20 protein-coding genes are annotated in these 17422 nt (G+C 59.4%); 12 read left to right on the forward strand and 8 right to left on the reverse strand.

The window, feature by feature from the left end; genetic code table 11:
- Positions 1–41 precede the first annotated feature (41 nt).
- Entirely contained in the window at positions 42–767 is a 726-nt protein-coding gene (pyrH, locus tag B0B09_RS04340) for a UMP kinase (RefSeq protein ID WP_076658513.1), read from the reverse strand.
- A 194-nt stretch (positions 768–961) separates the two neighbouring features.
- Between pyrH and B0B09_RS04345 the strand changes: the two genes are divergently transcribed.
- The 3 genes from B0B09_RS04345 to B0B09_RS04355 are packed head-to-tail and all read left to right on the forward strand — an operon-like array spanning position 962 to position 3439.
- On the forward strand, positions 962–1621 hold the full coding sequence (locus B0B09_RS04345) for a hypothetical protein (protein WP_076658514.1): 660 nt from the start codon (positions 962–964) through the stop codon (positions 1619–1621).
- A 28-nt stretch (positions 1622–1649) separates the two neighbouring features.
- A complete protein-coding gene (gene miaA / locus B0B09_RS04350) occupies positions 1650–2570 on the forward strand; it encodes a tRNA (adenosine(37)-N6)-dimethylallyltransferase MiaA (protein ID WP_076659789.1) in 921 nt (306 codons plus the stop codon).
- Between the two features lie 59 nt (positions 2571–2629).
- The gene (locus tag B0B09_RS04355) at positions 2630–3439 is read left to right on the forward strand and encodes a helix-turn-helix domain-containing protein (RefSeq protein ID WP_311135450.1); all 810 of its coding nucleotides are present in this window, start codon (positions 2630–2632) and stop codon (positions 3437–3439) included.
- Positions 3440–3448: 9 nt separating this feature from the next.
- Here B0B09_RS04355 and B0B09_RS04360 read toward each other — a convergent pair whose 3' ends face one another.
- A complete protein-coding gene (locus tag B0B09_RS04360) occupies positions 3449–4030 on the reverse strand; it encodes a lytic transglycosylase domain-containing protein (RefSeq protein WP_076659790.1) in 582 nt (193 codons plus the stop codon).
- 150 nt (positions 4031–4180) lie between these two features.
- Between B0B09_RS04360 and ssb the strand changes: the two genes are divergently transcribed.
- Positions 4181–4699: a single-stranded DNA-binding protein gene (gene ssb / locus B0B09_RS04365; protein ID WP_055292900.1), complete on the forward strand. Its 519-nt coding sequence runs from the start codon at positions 4181–4183 to the stop codon at positions 4697–4699.
- Positions 4700–4704: 5 nt separating this feature from the next.
- The gene (locus B0B09_RS04370) at positions 4705–5022 is read left to right on the forward strand and encodes a hypothetical protein (protein ID WP_076658516.1); all 318 of its coding nucleotides are present in this window, start codon (positions 4705–4707) and stop codon (positions 5020–5022) included.
- 60 nt (positions 5023–5082) lie between these two features.
- Here B0B09_RS04370 and aroB read toward each other — a convergent pair whose 3' ends face one another.
- Both aroB and B0B09_RS04380 read right to left on the reverse strand, forming a co-directional pair.
- Positions 5083–6204 carry a 3-dehydroquinate synthase gene (gene aroB / locus B0B09_RS04375; protein ID WP_076658517.1) on the reverse strand — a complete coding sequence of 374 codons (1122 nt, stop codon included), beginning with the start codon at positions 6202–6204 and terminating at the stop codon, positions 5083–5085.
- Positions 6205–6762, reverse strand: a complete 558-nt coding sequence (locus B0B09_RS04380) for a shikimate kinase (protein WP_076658518.1) — start codon at positions 6760–6762, stop codon at positions 6205–6207.
- A 150-nt stretch (positions 6763–6912) separates the two neighbouring features.
- On the opposite strand from B0B09_RS04380, the gene B0B09_RS17865 reads away from it, so the two are divergent.
- The 6 genes from B0B09_RS17865 to B0B09_RS04405 all read left to right on the forward strand — a co-directional run bounded on the left by B0B09_RS17865 (position 6913) and on the right by B0B09_RS04405 (position 12225).
- Complete coding sequence (locus B0B09_RS17865) at positions 6913–7065, forward strand: hypothetical protein (protein ID WP_165689292.1); 153 nt, start codon at positions 6913–6915, stop codon at positions 7063–7065.
- Positions 7066–7075: 10 nt separating this feature from the next.
- Positions 7076–8578 carry a hypothetical protein gene (locus B0B09_RS04385; protein WP_242654340.1) on the forward strand — a complete coding sequence of 501 codons (1503 nt, stop codon included), beginning with the start codon at positions 7076–7078 and terminating at the stop codon, positions 8576–8578.
- Positions 8575–9516 carry a site-specific tyrosine recombinase XerD gene (locus tag B0B09_RS04390; RefSeq protein WP_076658519.1) on the forward strand — a complete coding sequence of 314 codons (942 nt, stop codon included), beginning with the start codon at positions 8575–8577 and terminating at the stop codon, positions 9514–9516. The genes B0B09_RS04385 and B0B09_RS04390 overlap by 4 nt, the downstream gene beginning before the upstream one ends.
- 52 nt (positions 9517–9568) lie before the next feature.
- Entirely contained in the window at positions 9569–10867 is a 1299-nt protein-coding gene (locus tag B0B09_RS04395) for an HlyC/CorC family transporter (protein WP_055292905.1), read from the forward strand.
- A 205-nt stretch (positions 10868–11072) separates the two neighbouring features.
- Complete coding sequence (locus tag B0B09_RS04400) at positions 11073–11555, forward strand: hypothetical protein (RefSeq protein WP_076659792.1); 483 nt, start codon at positions 11073–11075, stop codon at positions 11553–11555.
- Positions 11556–11565: 10 nt separating this feature from the next.
- Complete coding sequence (locus B0B09_RS04405) at positions 11566–12225, forward strand: hypothetical protein (protein WP_076658520.1); 660 nt, start codon at positions 11566–11568, stop codon at positions 12223–12225.
- Between the two features lie 10 nt (positions 12226–12235).
- Here B0B09_RS04405 and B0B09_RS04410 read toward each other — a convergent pair whose 3' ends face one another.
- A complete protein-coding gene (locus tag B0B09_RS04410; protein WP_076658521.1) occupies positions 12236–13774 on the reverse strand; it encodes a helicase HerA-like domain-containing protein in 1539 nt (512 codons plus the stop codon).
- Between the two features lie 405 nt (positions 13775–14179).
- Here B0B09_RS04410 and B0B09_RS04415 point away from each other — a divergent pair, with 405 nt between their 5' ends.
- A complete protein-coding gene (locus B0B09_RS04415; protein ID WP_110549917.1) occupies positions 14180–14776 on the forward strand; it encodes an invasion associated locus B family protein in 597 nt (198 codons plus the stop codon).
- 32 nt (positions 14777–14808) lie between these two features.
- On the opposite strand, the gene B0B09_RS04420 is transcribed toward B0B09_RS04415, so the two are convergent.
- From B0B09_RS04420 to lpxD, 3 genes are all read right to left on the reverse strand, one after another.
- Positions 14809–16017: a beta-ketoacyl-[acyl-carrier-protein] synthase family protein gene (locus B0B09_RS04420; RefSeq protein ID WP_076658523.1), complete on the reverse strand. Its 1209-nt coding sequence runs from the start codon at positions 16015–16017 to the stop codon at positions 14809–14811.
- Entirely contained in the window at positions 16018–16278 is a 261-nt protein-coding gene (locus B0B09_RS04425; RefSeq protein ID WP_076658524.1) for an acyl carrier protein, read from the reverse strand.
- 63 nt (positions 16279–16341) lie between these two features.
- Positions 16342–17403: a UDP-3-O-(3-hydroxymyristoyl)glucosamine N-acyltransferase gene (lpxD, locus tag B0B09_RS04430; protein ID WP_076658525.1), complete on the reverse strand. Its 1062-nt coding sequence runs from the start codon at positions 17401–17403 to the stop codon at positions 16342–16344.
- Positions 17404–17422: the final 19 nt, after the last annotated feature.

Genomic DNA, 17422 nt, shown 5'->3' on the forward strand with positions numbered 1-17422 from the left:
AAATCACCAAAGCTGCTCAACAGCCGGAATGCGGGCGCGTCCTAGTCTTTGACAATCGTATAGGTGCCTTCACCGGCCAGAATACCTTTGAACCCGCCCGGTTCATCCAGCGAAAACACGATGATCGGCAGATCATTGTCGCGTGCCAAGGCAATGGCGCTGGCGTCCATGACACCCAGATGCTTTTGCAGCACTTCGTCATAGGACACGTTGTCATAGCGAACAGCGTCATCATGTTTGGCAGGGTCTTTGTCATAGACACCGTCCACCTTGGTCCCTTTGAAGATCGCCTCGCAATTCATCTCGCTGGCGCGCAGTGTTGCAGCGGTATCTGTGGTAAAATACGGGTTGCCCGTACCTGCAGCAAAGATGCAAACGCGCTTTTTCTCAAGGTGGCGCACGGCGCGGCGGCGGATATAGGGCTCGGCCACCTCGTTCATGGTAATAGCCGAGATCACCCGCGTGTGGATGCCCAGTTCTTCCAATGCCGATTGCATCGCCAGCGCGTTCATGACCGTGGCCAACATGCCCATATAATCGGCTGTCGTGCGCTCCATGCCTTGGGCCGAGCCTTGCAACCCGCGAAAGATGTTGCCGCCGCCGATCACCATGCAAATCTCGACACCCATGTCGTGGACCGACTGCACTTCGCGCGCGACGCGCTGCACCGTTGGCGGATGTAGACCAAAGGATGTGTCGCCCATCAGCGCCTCACCCGAGATCTTAAGCATCACACGTTTATATGCTATTTTCTCAGTACCGCTCATGACGCGCCCCTATGTCTGATTATTTGAACGGCAAAATGTCGGAAAATGACGGTAGTTTCAATGCCACATTCACGACAAAAGGCATTGCCAAGCGTTGACCCGCACAAAGGCTGCATCCTATGTTCGCAACATATTCATTCCGCGAGAGAATTTCAGTCTGATCCGCGCCCGCAACCAGTCCAAAGGAACACCCAATGAAAACTGTGACCAAGACAAGTCTTCTTCTCCTCGGAGCCCTTGGCCTTGCCGGCTGTGAAGCACCAAGTGATCCATTCGAATTTGCGACGACCTTTGACAGTTTCGATGACTACGGCGCGCTGAGTGCCTTTCCAGAAACGTTGGTTGACGAGGACGGCCCCATCACCACTGATGATATTGCCCAACCCGATAACTTCGCCACCGCAGGAACCGGCACAACCAGCTACACGGGCGCTATCCTGACCGAGACTGTTTCAACAGCTGATGACCCCAGTCGTTTGTTGGTGGGCCAGTTGCAGTTGGATGTTGCGTTCAGCACCGACACGATCACCGGCTATGCGGGCAATTTCATTTATGAAGACGATGAAGCCCTCAATGGCACCCTGATCGGAAACGGCGGTTTCGTGCGGGTGTCCGAGCAAGACCCGGACGACGCTGACGTCTTTTCCCCCCATTTCACCGATATGACCCTGACAGGCGCGTTGTCAGGGCCAAATGGCGAGGCCTATAACGCCAATATCGCGCTGACAGGCTATTTCCTGGCTGATGGCACCGATCCCACGTCTCCCGTCGACAGCATCGCAGGGATCGCGGACGTCGATTTCGGAAGCACGGGACCCGAATTCGAATTGGGTATCTTCGCCGTCACGGATTAAGATCCGGCCCTTGAGATCGCGCCACGACGTGACAACACAGGCAGATAGACCGCTGATCCTGCCGGATCGGCCTGTATTGATCGCGGGGCCGACTGCCTCGGGCAAATCTGCGCTGGCTTTGCACATCGCGCAGACCCAAGGGGGTGTGATCGTCAATGCCGATGCGTTGCAGGTCTTTGACGGCTGGCAAATCCTGACAGCGCGGCCCGACAACCATGATCTCGCCCTGGCCCCACACGCGCTTTATGGCCATGTGCCCTTTGATGCGGATTATTCCGTCGGGCACTGGCTGCGTGACGTTGCGCCATTTGTGAACGGCCCCCTGCGGCCGATCATCGTGGGTGGCACCGGTTTGAACTTTCACGCTTTGACCCAAGGGTTGGCCGAAATACCGCCAACACCGCCCGAGGTCAGAGAGGCCGGAAACGCCCTGCCCCTGCCCGCGCTGCTTGCCGCGCTTGATGCAGAAACCGAAGGTCGCATCGACACCCAGAACCGGATGCGTGTGCAACGCGCGTGGGAAGTGCTGCAAGCCACCGGTCAGAGCCTTGCTGTTTGGCAAGACAAGACACCACCACCGCTTTTGTCTGCGCATGCAGCCACATGCATCACGCTGGATGCCCCCAAAGACTGGCTCAACGACCGCATCGCGCGGCGTTTTGACCAGATGCTCGACCAGGGCGCCTTGGATGAGGCGCGCGCCATGCTGCCCCGTTGGAACCCTGATCACCTCTCATCCAAGGCCATCGGCGCACCCGAGCTTATCGCCCATCTGCAAGGCAGCCTCAGCCTGTCCGAGGCCCGCGAGGCCGCCATCATCGCCTCACGGCAGTATGCCAAGCGCCAGCGCACGTGGTTCCGCGCGCGGCACAAAGCCTGGCACCATGTTGCAGCAGACAGCGCTGACTTATCTGCAACACTCCGATTCGCTCATTCAGCAGAGGATTGATTCCAAAGCGAAATCTGCAAAGACTTGCGAAAAATCAACAATGAGGCAAGTTGATGAACATGATGAGCACCGATCACACAGCGCTTGCGCTGGCGACCCTGACACATGGCGGCCCCGCGTCGCGCTGGCGCACCGAAGCCATGCGCAGCCATAGCACGGCGCGATTGATCCACATCACCAAAGGTCAGGGCCGGATCACGGTCGCTGGGCTCACAAATGGCTACGGCCCCAACAACCTGATCTATATCCCGCCCCATACGATGTACGGCATCGAAGTCGGCCCCACTGTTTTCGGTCAGATCATGACACTGCCTGCATCGGAAGGCTGGCCCGATGCGCCGTTTCACTTGCGGCTTCTGGATGTGGTGCCACAAAAGGAATTGGTCTCGCTGATCGAGGCGATTGAACGGGAACTCAAGCCAACGGGTGATCCGCGCGCCGCACTTTGCCACTTTGGCCTGCTCGGGATTTTTGTAGAACGCCAACTGGCAGGCCGTAACCCCGCCACAATCGACGCAAGGCGCACAACCGCGGCGGCCAAGCTTGTCGCGCAATACACCAGCTTGATCGCACAGGATTTCCACTCGGATCGCAGTGTCGCAAGCTATGCCGCAACGCTTGGTGTGACACCCACGCATCTGGCCCGCAGTTGCAGGCAGACCTGTGGCCGCTCGGCCCTGTCGCTGCTCAATGACCGCATTCACTATGAAGCCTGCACCTTGCTGCGCGACACAACCATCCCCGTGCAGGAGATCGCCAAGCGTCTGGGGTTCAGCTCGCCCGCCTATTTCACGCGCAGCTTTCAGGAAAAATCGGGCCAAGCCCCTACGGATTTCCGTACGAAAGGGACAGCACCTGCACGGACCTGAACAGGCCCGCTAGTCCCCCCAGATCACCCGCACATAGTTTTGTGTTTCGGCGAAGGGCGGAATCCCGCGATACCGTTCAACGGCCCCCGGGCCTGCGTTGTACGCGGCGAGTGCCAGTGGCCATGATCCGAAGGTCTCGTATTGGGCCCGCAGATAGCGCGCGCCACCATCAAGATTTTGCTCCGGATCCAGCGGATCAACGGCCAACGCACGGGCGGTTTCGGGCATCAGTTGCGCTAACCCCAAAGCGCCTTTGACAGATCGTGCCGTCGGGTTCCAACCGCTTTCCTGCGCGACCAAGCGCAGAAATACGCCCACCGGAATACCGTGCCGCGTCGCCGCCGCCTGCGCGAGAGGCAGATGCGGGCCGTTGTAGTTGCCCGTGTAGGCGGGGGTGCGCGTGATCCCTTCCGCGCGGGGCGGCAAGAGGCGGACCGAATTCTCATATTGTTCGGCGGCGCGTCCGTCCAAGACAGAGGTCTGGCTTTTCAGCAGCCCTGACCGCGACATGGTAGACACCTGCTCTTGGGCGGCCATAGAGGTGGCGGCGAGGGCCGCGCACAGGAAAACGGTCACTGGCAATCGGGACATAAAGGGCGCTCTCATCAGCTTCGTGTGGGGATTACCTAATCCTTTTGTCCGCCCACGCCAATGCTCTTGCACGTGAACCACTCGTTAACCTTGTTGCGCCATCCCGTGTCTGTCACAAAAGCGCAAAGCAGAATCGTCGGAGGAGCCATCATGGCCGGATCAGTCAACAAAGTTATTCTCATCGGTAATCTGGGTGCTGACCCTGAAGTGCGGACGTTCCAGAACGGTGGCAAAGTCGCCAACCTGCGCATCGCGACATCCGAGACATGGAAAGACAAGAACACCGGCGAGCGCCGCGAAAAGACCGAATGGCACACTGTGGCGATTTTTCAGGAAGGGCTGGTGCGCATCGCGGAACAGTACCTCAAGAAAGGGTCCAAGGTTTACATCGAAGGCAAATTGCAGACCCGCAAATGGCAGGACCAGTCCGGTCAGGACCGCTATTCGACAGAAGTCGTGCTGAACGGCTATGACGGCACGCTGACCATGCTGGACAGCCGCAACGAAGGTGGCGGCGGCGGCAACTATGGCGGCGGCGGCGGTGGCGGCTATGGTGGTGGATCTTCGGGTGGCGGCTACGGCGGCAACGATGGCGGCTATGGCGGCGGCAGCGGTGGTGGCGCGCCATCGGGCGGCGGCAGCGACATGGACGACGAAATCCCGTTCTAAAGCCGATGGTCCTTGCACCCGAAGCACAGATCCTGATCCTTATCGGCATTATTCTGGCGGTTGCCTATCTGGGCATCTTCCCGACGCTTGAAGAAAAAACCATCAATAAGCTGATGGGGATTGATCTGGCTCTGAATGTACTGGCCCTGATTGTGGCCGGTGCATGGTTCTGGGGCACAGGCGTGACCTTTACGCTGGTTTTCTACGAGACAAACTGGGCGATCTTCACGATTGTCTGCTTTGCACTTCTGGAAATCCCGCTGTTTCTGAACTTTGCAAAGAAACACGGCATCCGGCTGGATGGCCGCGACGACCACGATTAGGCGTAACGCAGTCCCGGACGTGCTCCGGGACCTCGTGTTGCGTCGAATCCTACGCCGAGATCAACCCCGCGACGGTGCGCCGAGCGCGTCTTCCAAGACACTCAAAACAGCTTCGCCGGGGACATCGGACGTGATGAAGGCATCGCCGATCCCGCGCGCCAGAATAAACCGCAGCTTGCCATCCAGTACTTTCTTGTCCTGCCCCATCAGCGCCAGAAGGCCCGCTGCATCAGGCAAATCGCCCGGAATATCGCGGATATCCACCTTCATGCCCATGTCACGCAGGTGCGCGCGCACACGGCTGGGCGCTTCCTGACTGCACAGGCCCATGCGCGCCGAGAGTTCGAACGCCAGCGCGCAACCAATCGCCACCCCTTCACCGTGCAGCAGGCGATCAGAATAGCCCGTTGCCGCCTCGAGCGCATGACAGAACGTGTGGCCAAGGTTCAACAGCGCACGGTCGCCCTGCTCTGTCTCATCACGTTGCACAATATCGGCCTTCATTTGACAGGACCGCGTCACGGCGCGCACACGCGCATCCATATCGCCCGCAGCCAGCGCTGGCCCTTCGGCCTCAAGCCAGTCAAAAAACGCCGCATCGCCCAAAAGCCCGTATTTGACGACCTCACCGTAGCCCGCCAGAAAATCGCGCGAAGGCAGCGTTGCCAGCAAAGCGGTATCGGCCAGCACAAGGCTGGGCTGATGAAAGGCCCCAATCAGGTTCTTGCCACTGGGGGAATTAATGCCGGTCTTGCCCCCGACCGAGCTATCCACCTGCGCCAAAAGCGAGGTCGGAATTTGCACAAAGCGCACACCGCGCCGCAGGATTGCCGCCGCAAAGCCCGCCAGATCACCGATCACGCCACCGCCGAAGGCCACCACAACATCGCCGCGCTCGACCTTCTGGGCCAACAACCATTCCACAGAGCGTTCCAGTTGCGCCCAGCATTTTGTCGCCTCGCCTGGCGGCAGGGCCAGCGCCTCGCTCGTCAGACCGGCGTCTGCCAACGACGTTTGCAACTGCGCCAGATGCAGTCCCGCGACATTCTCATCCGTCAGAATACAGACATGCCGCCGCCCACCCATCTGGGCAATCCGCGTGCCTGCCTGCGACAGCACACCGGGGCCAATCAGAATGTCATAGGCGCGGCCGGGCAAATCGACGTGGACGGTAGCGGTCATTTATGTGATCTCCAGAATATCGGGGCGGCTGGCCAGTATGTCGCGCACGGAACGCATCGTCTCGTCGATACTGGCGTTTTCTTTGACGTCGATCTTCAGCCCCGCAAGCGCATAAATCGGCGTCCGTTCGGCATAAAGCGCCGCAAGCGTGGCTTGGGGGTCGGCTGTGCGCAGCAAGGGCCGCGTGTCCTTATGGCGCACACGTTCCCATAGGATCTTGAGGTCTGCATCCAGCCAGACCGCGACACCCATCTGTGCGATAGCCATGCGGTTCGCCTCGGCCAGAAACGCCCCGCCACCGGTTGAAACGATCCCCGGCGGACCCGACAACAGCCTTTTGAGCACCTCGGCCTCGCGCTTGCGAAAGAAAGCCTCGCCATCACGGGCGAATATTTCGGCAATCGTTGACGCCGCCGCCTCTTCGATGGCCGCATCACTATCCACAAACGGCACATCAAGCGCGGCCGCCAAGGCGCGCCCGATCGCGGTCTTGCCAGACCCCATCATGCCCACCAGAACAACGGTCCGTTTGAGGTGATAGGTCTGCCCTTCGGCCATCGCGATACTGCCTTTCCTGTCGGCTAACCTATGCCGAACGCAAAATTTAATGCATGAATGCCGTGATCTTGCACGAAAGGCCATATATAATCCCTTCAATAAGCGGGGAAGAACCCGCATATTGAGGCAACATAAGAATTGGGGCAGACGATGTGGCGGCTCATCAAGGCAGTTTTATTTTTGATTATTATCGCGGGTCTGGGTCTCGTGGCCTATGCCTATATCGGTCCACTCTTTTTTCCGACCGATTTCGCAGCCCCCTCAGAAGAGGTAAGTTATCCTGTTACGCTGGAAACAAACTAAGGCATTTGGTTTGGCATTTTGCCTGACGGCAACCGCGGTGTCCGCGCAAGGCGACGGGCAAAACGAACCGCTGTCCGCCATTGAATGGCTGTCGCGCAGTGTTGAGCCGACACCGCTTTACGAACCCCCTGCTGTGGGTGATGCCACATCGCCTGATGTGCAGGTCACGCCCCTCGACCGCCCCTCGAAAGACCCGATAGGCCTGCTCTCGTCTGACGTGACCGGCCTGCCCCCGACACTTTGGGCTGCCAGCGATGAGGCTGTGCTCGTCGATCTTGTCCGCGCCGAGCGTGTTGACACGGTCCCGGCCTTGCAGGATTTTCTCAAAGTGCTGATGCTGGCCGAGGCTGATCCGCCGCGTGGCGCGGACGGCGAAGGGGCGCTGTTTCTGGCGCGCGTCGACAAACTTCTCGACATGGGCGCACTGGAACCTGCGCAGGCGCTGATTGAACAGGCCGATCCCGATACGGCACCGCTATTCCGGCGCTGGTTCGATGTGGCGTTGCTGACGGGGACCGAGGATTACGCCTGCGACGCCATGCGCAGCACGCCCGCGATCGCACCCACTTTTTCGGCACGTATCTTCTGTCTTGCCCGCACCGGTGACTGGGCCGCCGCAGCCCTGTCACTGAACACACACCGCGTACTGGGCGATATCAACCCGCAGGAAGAGGCGCTTTTGTCGCGCTTTCTGGACCCCGAGCTTTACGAGGGCGAACCGCCACTGACGCCCCCTGCCCGCATCAGCCCGCTGACATTCCGCATGCACGCCGCTATTGGCGAGCCGTTGATCACCGCCAACCTGCCCTTGGCCTTTTCCCATGCGGACCTGCAACCGACGACCGCCTGGAAAGCCCAGCTTGAGGCGGCCGAGCGCCTGGCCCGTTTGGGGGCGATTTCCGAAAACGTCCTGCTCAAGCAATACACCGCCCGCACACCCGCGGCCTCGGGTGGGATCTGGGATCGCGCCGCCGCAATCCAGCGCTTTGATGCGGCGATGGCCGCGAATGACCCTGCGCGCGTGGCACGCACCCTGCCCGACGCATGGGCCGCGATGCAGCAGGCCCGTGTCGAAGTGCAATTCGCCAAACTCTACGGCGCGGCGCTGCAAGATATTCCCTTGTCCGGCCAAGCGGCGGTGATCGCTTTTGAAATCGGTCTGTTGTCGCCAAGCTATGAGACCGTGGCCAATGCCGCCGCGGGCGCTGGTTTCGATCCATTCCTGATCGGGATCGCACAGGGCTTGCCGCAAGAGGTGCGCGCCAATTCACCACAAGCGCGCGCTATTCAGGAGGGTTTTGAGAACGTGCCGCCCCCTGCCGAGTTGGAAAGCAAGGTAGACCAGGGGCAACTGGGCGAGGCATTGTTGCGCGCGCTGGCCCTTTTTGCGGAAGGTGCAGAGGGTGATCTGCGCTCTGTGACAGATGCGCTTTTGCTGTTCCGCGCGGTCGGACTGGAAGATGTCGCGCGTCGTTCTGCGTTGCAGTTGATGTTGTTGGACCGTAGGGCATGACCCCAACCGATCAACCGATGGCGCGTTGGGTGCAGGTCTTTCTCGAGGCGCAGGCGGCGGAACTAGATGCGGCCACAAACACGCAATTGGCCTATGCCCGCGACCTTCAGGATTTCGCCGGCTGGCTTGCGCGCAAAAAGCTGCATTTCGCGGATGCGACCCGTGATCACGTGGAAAGCTACCTGATTGATTGCGAACATGAGGGGCTGGCAAACAGCACGCGGGCACGCAGGCTATCGGCGATCAAGCAACTCTACCGCTTTGCGTTCGAGGAAGGGTGGCGCGACGATAATCCCGCAATCCAGATCAAAGGCCCCGGACGCACACAGCGTCTGCCCAAAACGCTCTCGATTGCCGAGGTGGACAGGCTGCTGGATGCGGCGCGCAATACGCCGCGCGAGGCCTTGCGCAATACCTGCCTGATGGAGCTGCTCTATGCCACGGGTATGCGGGTGACCGAGTTGGTCAGCCTGCCGGTTTCGGCTGCACGGGGTGATCCGCGCATGCTGTTGGTTCGCGGTAAGGGCGACAAGGAACGCTTGGTCCCGCTGTCACCTTCGGCGCGCGATGCATTGGCGCTCTACCTTGAAGACCGCGACGCAGCCGAGGACGCCGCGCGCCAGAAAGGCAACCCGCCCTCGAAATTCCTCTTCCCCTCACGTGGCAAGGCGGGGCACCTGACGCGGCACCGGTTTTTCGGGCTGATCAAGGAATTCGCTGTTGCCGGCGGCGTGTCGCCTGCCAAGGTAACGCCGCATACCCTACGCCATGCTTTTGCGACACATCTTTTGGCAGGCGGGGCCGATCTGCGCTCCATCCAGACAATGCTTGGCCATGCGGATGTCGCAACGACCGAAATTTACACACATGTGCTGGATGAACGCCTGAAATCGCTTGTTTTGGACCATCATCCCCTTGCAAAAGGCGCAAAGTCTTGAAGCTGACGCCCAGACCCCCCATAACAACGATGTTCTTGCTTGAAAGCCTCTGATGGAAACCGCTTCTTACGACGCCGCCTTTTGGTTAACCGCTGGCGCCATTCTCGTTCTTCTCGTCCTCTCGGCCTTCTTCTCCGGCTCGGAAACCGCGCTGACTGCGGCTTCACGGGGCAAACTGCGGTCTGCGGCCGATAAAGGCTCAAAGGGGGCCGAACGCGCGCTCAAGATTACCGAAGACAACGAACGCCTGATCGGGTCGGTGCTTTTGGGTAATAACGTGGTGAATATTCTGGCCACATCGCTGGCGACAGCCGTTTTGACCAAGCTTTTCGGCCAGAACGGCGTGGCTGCCGCGACCTTGATCATGACGCTTCTGGTGCTGATCTTTGCCGAGGTGCTGCCGAAAACCTTTGCCATCACCAATCCCGAAACCGTGGCCTCCGGCGTGGCGCGCCCGATTTCGGTGATCGTCTTTGTCTTTTCACCCATCGTGGCCGCCGTGCGCTATCTGGTGCGCGGTGTTCTGTTTCTATTTGGTGTCCGCACGGACCCCGACAGCAACATTCTTGCCGTGCGCGAAGAGATCGCAGGCGCGCTGTCGCTGGGCCATTCCGAAGGGATCGTGCAGAAAGAGGACCGCGACCGTATTCTGGGCGCGCTTGATCTGAACGAACGCGCGGTCGAAGAGATCATGCTCCACCGCTCGCAGATCGAGATGGTCGATGCAGACCTGCCACCGCAGGATATCCTCGCGCAGATCCTCGAAAGCCCCTATACCCGCCTGCCGCTCTATCGGGGCGAGCAGGAAAATATCGTCGGCGTGATCCACGCCAAAGACCTGCTGCGCGCGATGCACAAACTGCTGCGCGGCGGGAATGACGCGGCGGGGCTGGCCGCGTTTGACGTGATGAAAGTGGCGATGCCGCCCTACTTTGTGCCCGATACCACGACGCTTGATGACCAGATGCGCAACTTCTTGAAGCGCAAAACGCATTTTGCGCTGGTGGTGGATGAGTATGGTGCGTTGCAGGGTCTGATTACACTCGAAGATATCCTAGAAGAAATCGTCGGTGAAATCGCCGATGAATTCGACGACCACGAAGAAGACCAGATCGAGGCCACCTCGGACGGAGCTTATATCGTGGATGGCGGCATGACGATCCGCGATCTGAACCGCGCGCACGACTGGAACCTGCCCGATGACGAGGCCAACACCGTCGCCGGATTGGTCATCCACGAGGCCCAGATGATCCCTGTCGAGGGTCAGGTATTCTCGTTCCACGGATTCCGCTTTGAGGTGCTGGCCAAGGATGAGAACCGGCTGGCGACGCTGAAGATCAGGAAACTCTGACAGGCGCAGCCCGCGAGCGCCCGGAAATTCCGTTTTGCGTAACAAACAGGCATGACGCTGGTTTTGCGTTCAGGACCGGTGTCAGCACCCAACGTCCATGGTGCACTCAAGAATTTACTTTGTTCTGCTAGGTCGTGCCAGTATTATGCCAAAAAGCGCTCCGCGTGCACCCACACGCGAGACGAGGTATATACCGGAGATCGTTATGAGTCAGATTTTACAAGTTGCAGCGATCGCCATGGCTACGGTGGGGACCGGTGCTGCAACGATGACAGTCATGAAGCCGGAGATGGCAGACCTTGCCGTGCCTGAGGGCGATTGGTCCGCAGACAAGATGTTGGATGGTCAATCGTATTATATTGAAGGGGTTGATCTAGATAGTGGTACTGCCTTGCTGGATGAGCTCGTTTTTCGCGACGGGACGTTTCAATCCGTGAATTGCCAGACTTACTGCGATTTCGGGTGGAGCAACTACCAGACGAAAGTACTCGATGATGTGATCCACTTCACGGCCACGACGCAATGCCCGGACGCACCCCATACGGTCGTCTGGTACGGGACTGTGACCGAAGACCAGATGCAGCTTGCTGGCACATGGACGACGCGGCGGTGGTACTGGAACCATCAAATTCGCTTCTCGGCTGAAGGATCGACAACGCCGCCCATTGATCCGAACGTCACCGGATAAGGCCGCACCTGTGAACCCTTCACGCACGAGCACGACGAAATTCGTGGTGCGGTTTTTGATCCTGATCGCTTTTCTTGTGCTGGCCACTTGGGGCGTGCATATGGTCAAAGAGGCACTGAACCTCGAAATCAGACCCGGCAATGAGGCGATGGTCCATCGTGCCATCATGCTGGGTGGGGTGGCCTATGTCGGGCTGCTGGCCCTGCCCTTTGTGCCGGGGGCCGAAATCGGCATTGCAATGCTGGCCGCCTTTGGTCCCGGGATCGCACCGCTGATTTATGTGGCGACCGTCGCCTCCATGATGCTGGCCTATATGATCGGGCGGTTTCTTCCGATAAGCGCGCTGGAACGTTTTTTAAACTTGCTGCACATGCAACGCGCCGCGGCCCTCGTCGCACGCGCCGCACCGCTGTCCGGCGACGATAGGCTTGCGATGCTGCTGGACGGTCAGTCCAAACGTGCGGTCCGTGTGGGGCTGCGCTATCGCTATATCGCCCTTGCGGTCGCGGTGAATACACCGGGCAATTCCATCATTGGCGGCGGCGGCGGGATCATGATGATCGCAGGTCTGAGCGGGATATTCTCGCCACTCCTCGCCTTTCTGACAATCGCCATCGCCGTGTCGCCCGTGCCCTTGGCCGTCCTGTTCCTCGGGTTGCGGTTGCAGTAAAACGCGGACCCTAGCGCCCCTTGAACAAACTACCCAAGATGCCCCGCACCAAACGGCGACCTGTTGTGCCCTTGAGTTCTTTGACAACGACCGACGCCAAAGCCCCGCCAAAACCCTCATCCGATGACTTGCGCGATGAGGATGACTGTTTGCTGCGCGTCCCGTCATACCGCCGTGCCGCCTTGAACTCGCGCTCTTTTTCTTCAAGGCGCGCCTCTTCGGCTTCGGCCTCTTCGGCGGCTTTCGCGGCGGCGTCCGCCCGTTTACTCAGGATTTCAAACGCGCTCTCGCGGTCCAAGGTCTTGTCGTATTTGCCCGCCATGTCCGAGACGCTCATGATCGCCTTGCGGGTTGGTTCATCAATCGGCCCCAGTTGCGACGACGGCGGGCGGATCAGGGTGCGCTCAACGACCTGCGGAATACCCTTGCGGTCAAGGAATGACGTCACCGCCTCACCGGTGCCGACCTGTTGAATGGCCTCTGCAGTGTCAAACGCCGGATTATCGCGATAGGTCTCGGCAGCGGTCTTAAGCTCTTTACGGTCCTTGGCCGTGAAGGCACGCAGTGCATGTTGTACGCGGTTCCCCAACTGGCCCAAAACATCATCAGGAATATCGCCGGGGTTTTGTGTGACGAAATAGACGCCCACACCTTTGGAGCGGATCAGGCGCGCGACCTGCTCGACTTTATCGACCAGTGCTTTGGGTGCGTCGTCAAACAGCAGATGCGCTTCGTCGAAAAAGAACACCAGCTTGGGTTTGTCAGGGTTGCCGACCTCGGGCAGTTCTTCAAACAGTTCCGACAGCAGCCAGAGCAGGAAAGTGGCATAGAGGCGCGGGCTGCCCATCAGTTGATCGGCGGCCAGAATGTTGATCTCGCCGCGTCCATCGTCGCGGGTGCGCATCATATCGGCCAGATCAAGGGCCGGTTCCCCGAACAGGGCCGTGCCGCCCTGATTTTCCAGCACCAGCAATTGCCGCTGGATCGCCCCCACAGAGGACGCCGCTACATTGCCATAGCGCAGCGAGAGCGCCTGCGCATTCTGCCCGACCCAGACCAAAAGCGCTTGCAGGTCTTTGAGGTCCAGCAATGGCAGGCCCTCTTCATCCGCGACACGGAAAGCGACGTTCAAGACGCCTTCCTGCACATCGGTCAGGTCCATCAGCCGCGACAGCAGCAAAGGCCCCATTTCGGCGACCGTCGCACGGATCGGATGGCCCTTTTCGCCAAAAAGATCCCAGAAGGTGACGGGGAAACTATCATATTGCAGGTCAAGGCCGATCGTTTCGGCGCGCGACATGAAGGGTTCGTGCAGTTTAAATTCGGCAGAGCCGCTCAGCGCCAGACCGGACAGATCACCTTTCACATCAGACAGAAACACTGGCACGCCTGCCGCGGCAAACCCTTCGGCCATGATCTGCAAGGTCACTGTCTTACCGGTGCCCGTTGCCCCCGCAATCAGACCGTGCCGGTTGGCCTTATCCAGCAAAAGTGTCTGCGGTGTGCCATAGCCCTCACCACCGCCGCCAATAAATATACTTTCCGACATACACCCGTTCCCCTGCATGAATTTACCAAACAAAATACATTGTTAACCAATTCGTGCCACCTTAAAGCGCGCGATCCTGTCAGAGATTGGCATTATTGCATACGTCCTCCCTGTTTGACTGGCCGTGCCTTCGGGCACGGCTTTTTTCTGCGAACGAGACAACAACCATCTTTACCAAGACGTCAGATATTTGCTGTTGACGGTCACATTTTGTTTTCGTAGCTTCTCCTCAATTAGTCGGCCAAGTCCGACAGGGAGAACATGAAGCAGGGTCCTGGCGAAGGGCCCTTCTTCTTTTTCAGCCCTCGAAATTGTGAGCGGAAGCCAGCGCAGTCACAGGTTTTTGCCCCTGACACCCCGTCCGCCCCATGTTAAGCCGCCAGAAAGCGAATGAGGAAGAATTCAATGCGCAGTATACTCAAATCCGCCCTTTTGGTCGCCTTGCTCAGCCACGCAGGCGTCACAGTGGCACAAGAGACAGCAGACGAGACAGCACCCGCAGCCGAGGATAACCTTGCCTTGGGTGAGCCGCTTGGCCCACAGGTTGGCGAGCCTTACGAGCGTGAGGTTTTCGGTGACTGGTCCCTGCGCTGCATCAAGGCAGAGGAAGGCCAGCAGGATCCTTGCAACCTTTATCAACTGCTGACCAATGACGACGGTGTTGCTGTTGCGGAATTCAATCTTTTCCCGCTTCCCGAAGGCCGCCGCGCCGCGGCAGGCGCCACAGTGGTTGTTCCGCTTGAGACACTTTTGACCGAACAACTGACAATCGCTGTAGATGGGCAGAATGCACGCATCTATCCAATTACGTTCTGTAATCGTGCAGGCTGTGTGGCACGGATCGGCTTTACCCAAGCCGAAGTCGACCAGTTCAAGCGCGGCTCGGTCGCCACGGTCCGCCTCGTCCCTGCAGTGGCACCTGACACAGAGGTCGTGTTGGATGTATCGCTAACAGGCTTTACCGCAGGCTTTGAGGCCTCGTCGCAAACCAGCGCGGACTAAAGCACGACTGCATTGTGCGGCCCACCGGCCGCTCAATGCCTGCGCAGCGCGATCACCGCATTCATGCCGCCAAAGGCAAAGGCGTTGGACAGGGCGACATCCACCTGCGCCTCACGTGCCACATTCGGCACCACATCCAGCGCGCATTCGGGATCAGCTTCTTCATAGCCAATCGTTGGCGCTATGATCCCGTCGCGCAGCGCCATGATGCAAGCGATCAGCTCGACCGCACCGGTGCCGCCAATCAAATGCCCATGCATGGATTTGGTCGACGATATCATCAAGCGGTCCGCATGTGCGCCAAACACATCCGCGACAGCGGCACATTCGGTTTTGTCATTGGCCGCAGTACCGGTGCCATGCGCGTTGATATAGCCAACCGCGTCTTTCGATAGTCTCGCATCCTTGAGCGCGCCATCAATCGCACGGGCAGCACCCTGTTTGGACGGTGTCACGATATCGCAGGCGTCCGACGACATTGCGAAACCAGCGACTTCACAAAGGATTTCCGCACCTCGGGCCCGCGCATGTTCAGAGTCTTCGAACACAAAGACCGCCGCCCCCTCGCCCTGCACCATGCCGTTGCGTGTTGCTGAAAACGGGCGGCAGGCGTCGCGTGACATCACGCGCAGCCCTTCCCAGGCCTTGATCCCGCCAAAACACAACATGGCTTCGGAGCCGCCTGTCACCATGACCTTGGCCGTGCCGGAACGCACCATGTTGAACGCCTGCCCCATCGCGTGGTTCGAGGACGCACAGGCGGTGGCGACCGTAAAGGTCGGGCCGCGCAGGTTCCATTCGATCGACACATGGCTGGTGGCTGCGTTATTCATCAGGCGCGGCACAATAAAGGGATGCACGCGGTTCTTGCCCGCCTCATAAACGGCGCGGTAGTTTTCATCCTGGGTGTTCAGCCCGCCACCCGAAGTGCCAAAGATCACTCCGGACTGATCTGCCAGCTCACCCGAAAATGTGAGGCCGGACTGACCTATCGCCTCACGCGCGGCCAAAAGCGCGAATTGCGTAAAGCGGTCATAAAGCGCGATTTGCTGGCGGTTGAAATGGGCGGCTTCATCATAGCCTTTGATCTGCCCGCCGATCTGGATCGACAACCGGTCGACGTCCGCGATCTCAAGCGGTCCGATACCGCAGCGCCCTTCCTGCATTGCCAGAAGTGTACTTGGCATGTCGGAGCCCAGCGGATTGATCGTCCCTGCCCCGGTGATGACCACACGCCGCATTCAGGCAGCCTGCTCGGACTTCAGCTTTTCGACCGCCGCGACGATTGCCGCGACAGATGAGATATCAAAATCACCGGCCGTCGGGTCATTGGCGTTGAAGGGAACGGAAATATCAAAGGTTTCTTCAATCGCAAAAATGCTCTCGACAAGGCCGAGGCTGTCGATGCCGATATCCTCTAACGTGTTGTCCAATTGGATATCGGATGGTTCCAGCATGGCCTGTTCGGCTATGATTGCAATCACCTGATCTTTGATGCTCATCTTATCACACCCATGTTGCTTGGCGGGGATGTAGTCATTCTATCAGCAATTTGAAACAGACAATTAACGCTGCGCCAAATCGCGCAGGATGCGGGGCAGACGGCGCAGGGCCTTGTAGCTGTCGATATGGACCTGCATTTTGGTGGCCGGATAGCCCATCATCACGCGTCCCGCAGGGACATTGGACAGCACGACACTGCCGCCCCCCAAGACCACATCGTCGCCGACTTTGAGATTATCCGCGATCCCTGCCTTGCCACCCACAACAACACGATCCCCGATCACCGTGGACCCCGCGACACCGGCCTGCGCACACAGCAGACAATGTGCGCCCACAATCACGTTGTGGCCGACCTGCACGAGGCTGTCGATCTTGGTGCCGTTGCCGACACGGGTGGGGCGGATCGTGCCTGCATCAATGCAGGAATTTGCCCCCACTTCCACATCATCGCCAACAACCACCCCCCCCAGCGAATGAATCCGGTGCCATGTGGGATCGTCAGGCGCCTGCATCGCAGCCTCGCCCAACGTCTCGCGCGCCTTTTCAACGTTCGAAGGTTCTGCGGTCACAAAGGAAAATCCGTCGCCGCCAATCGCCACATTGGGCTGCAGGATCACGCGCGCGCCAAGGTGCACGCCACGTTGCAGGCGCACGCCCGCGTGAATTTGACACGCCGCACCAATCTGCACGCCCGCCGCGATACTGACATGATCGGCTATCCAGCTTCCCGCGCCGATGACCACATCCGCACCGATCACGCAAAACGCCCCGATTGTCACATTGGCCCCGATCTGTGCCGACGGATCAATCGCCGCCTGGGGGCTGATCCCTGTGCGCGGCAGGTCTGCATCCAGCATCTGCGTCAGATGCGCCATCGCAAGCCGTGCGCGCGGTGCGATGATCGCGGCCTCCAGCCCCAGCGCCCGCCAATCGGCACCGGGCCAGACCACAGCAACGCGCGCCTGCCCTTGCCCTAAAGCTGCGCCATAGGCGGGGCTCATGGCCAGCGCCAGATCATCGGGGCCCGCGCTTGCGGGTTCAGACGCACCATTGACCAAAAGCTCAACGGCGCCAAAGGCTTCTGCCCCCAGCGCCGCAGCGATATCTTTTACACGATGTGCCATTCTGCCCCCGGGCGTATTA

It is taken from the genome of Yoonia rosea, from assembly GCF_900156505.1.
Lineage (GTDB): Bacteria > Pseudomonadota > Alphaproteobacteria > Rhodobacterales > Rhodobacteraceae > Yoonia > Yoonia rosea.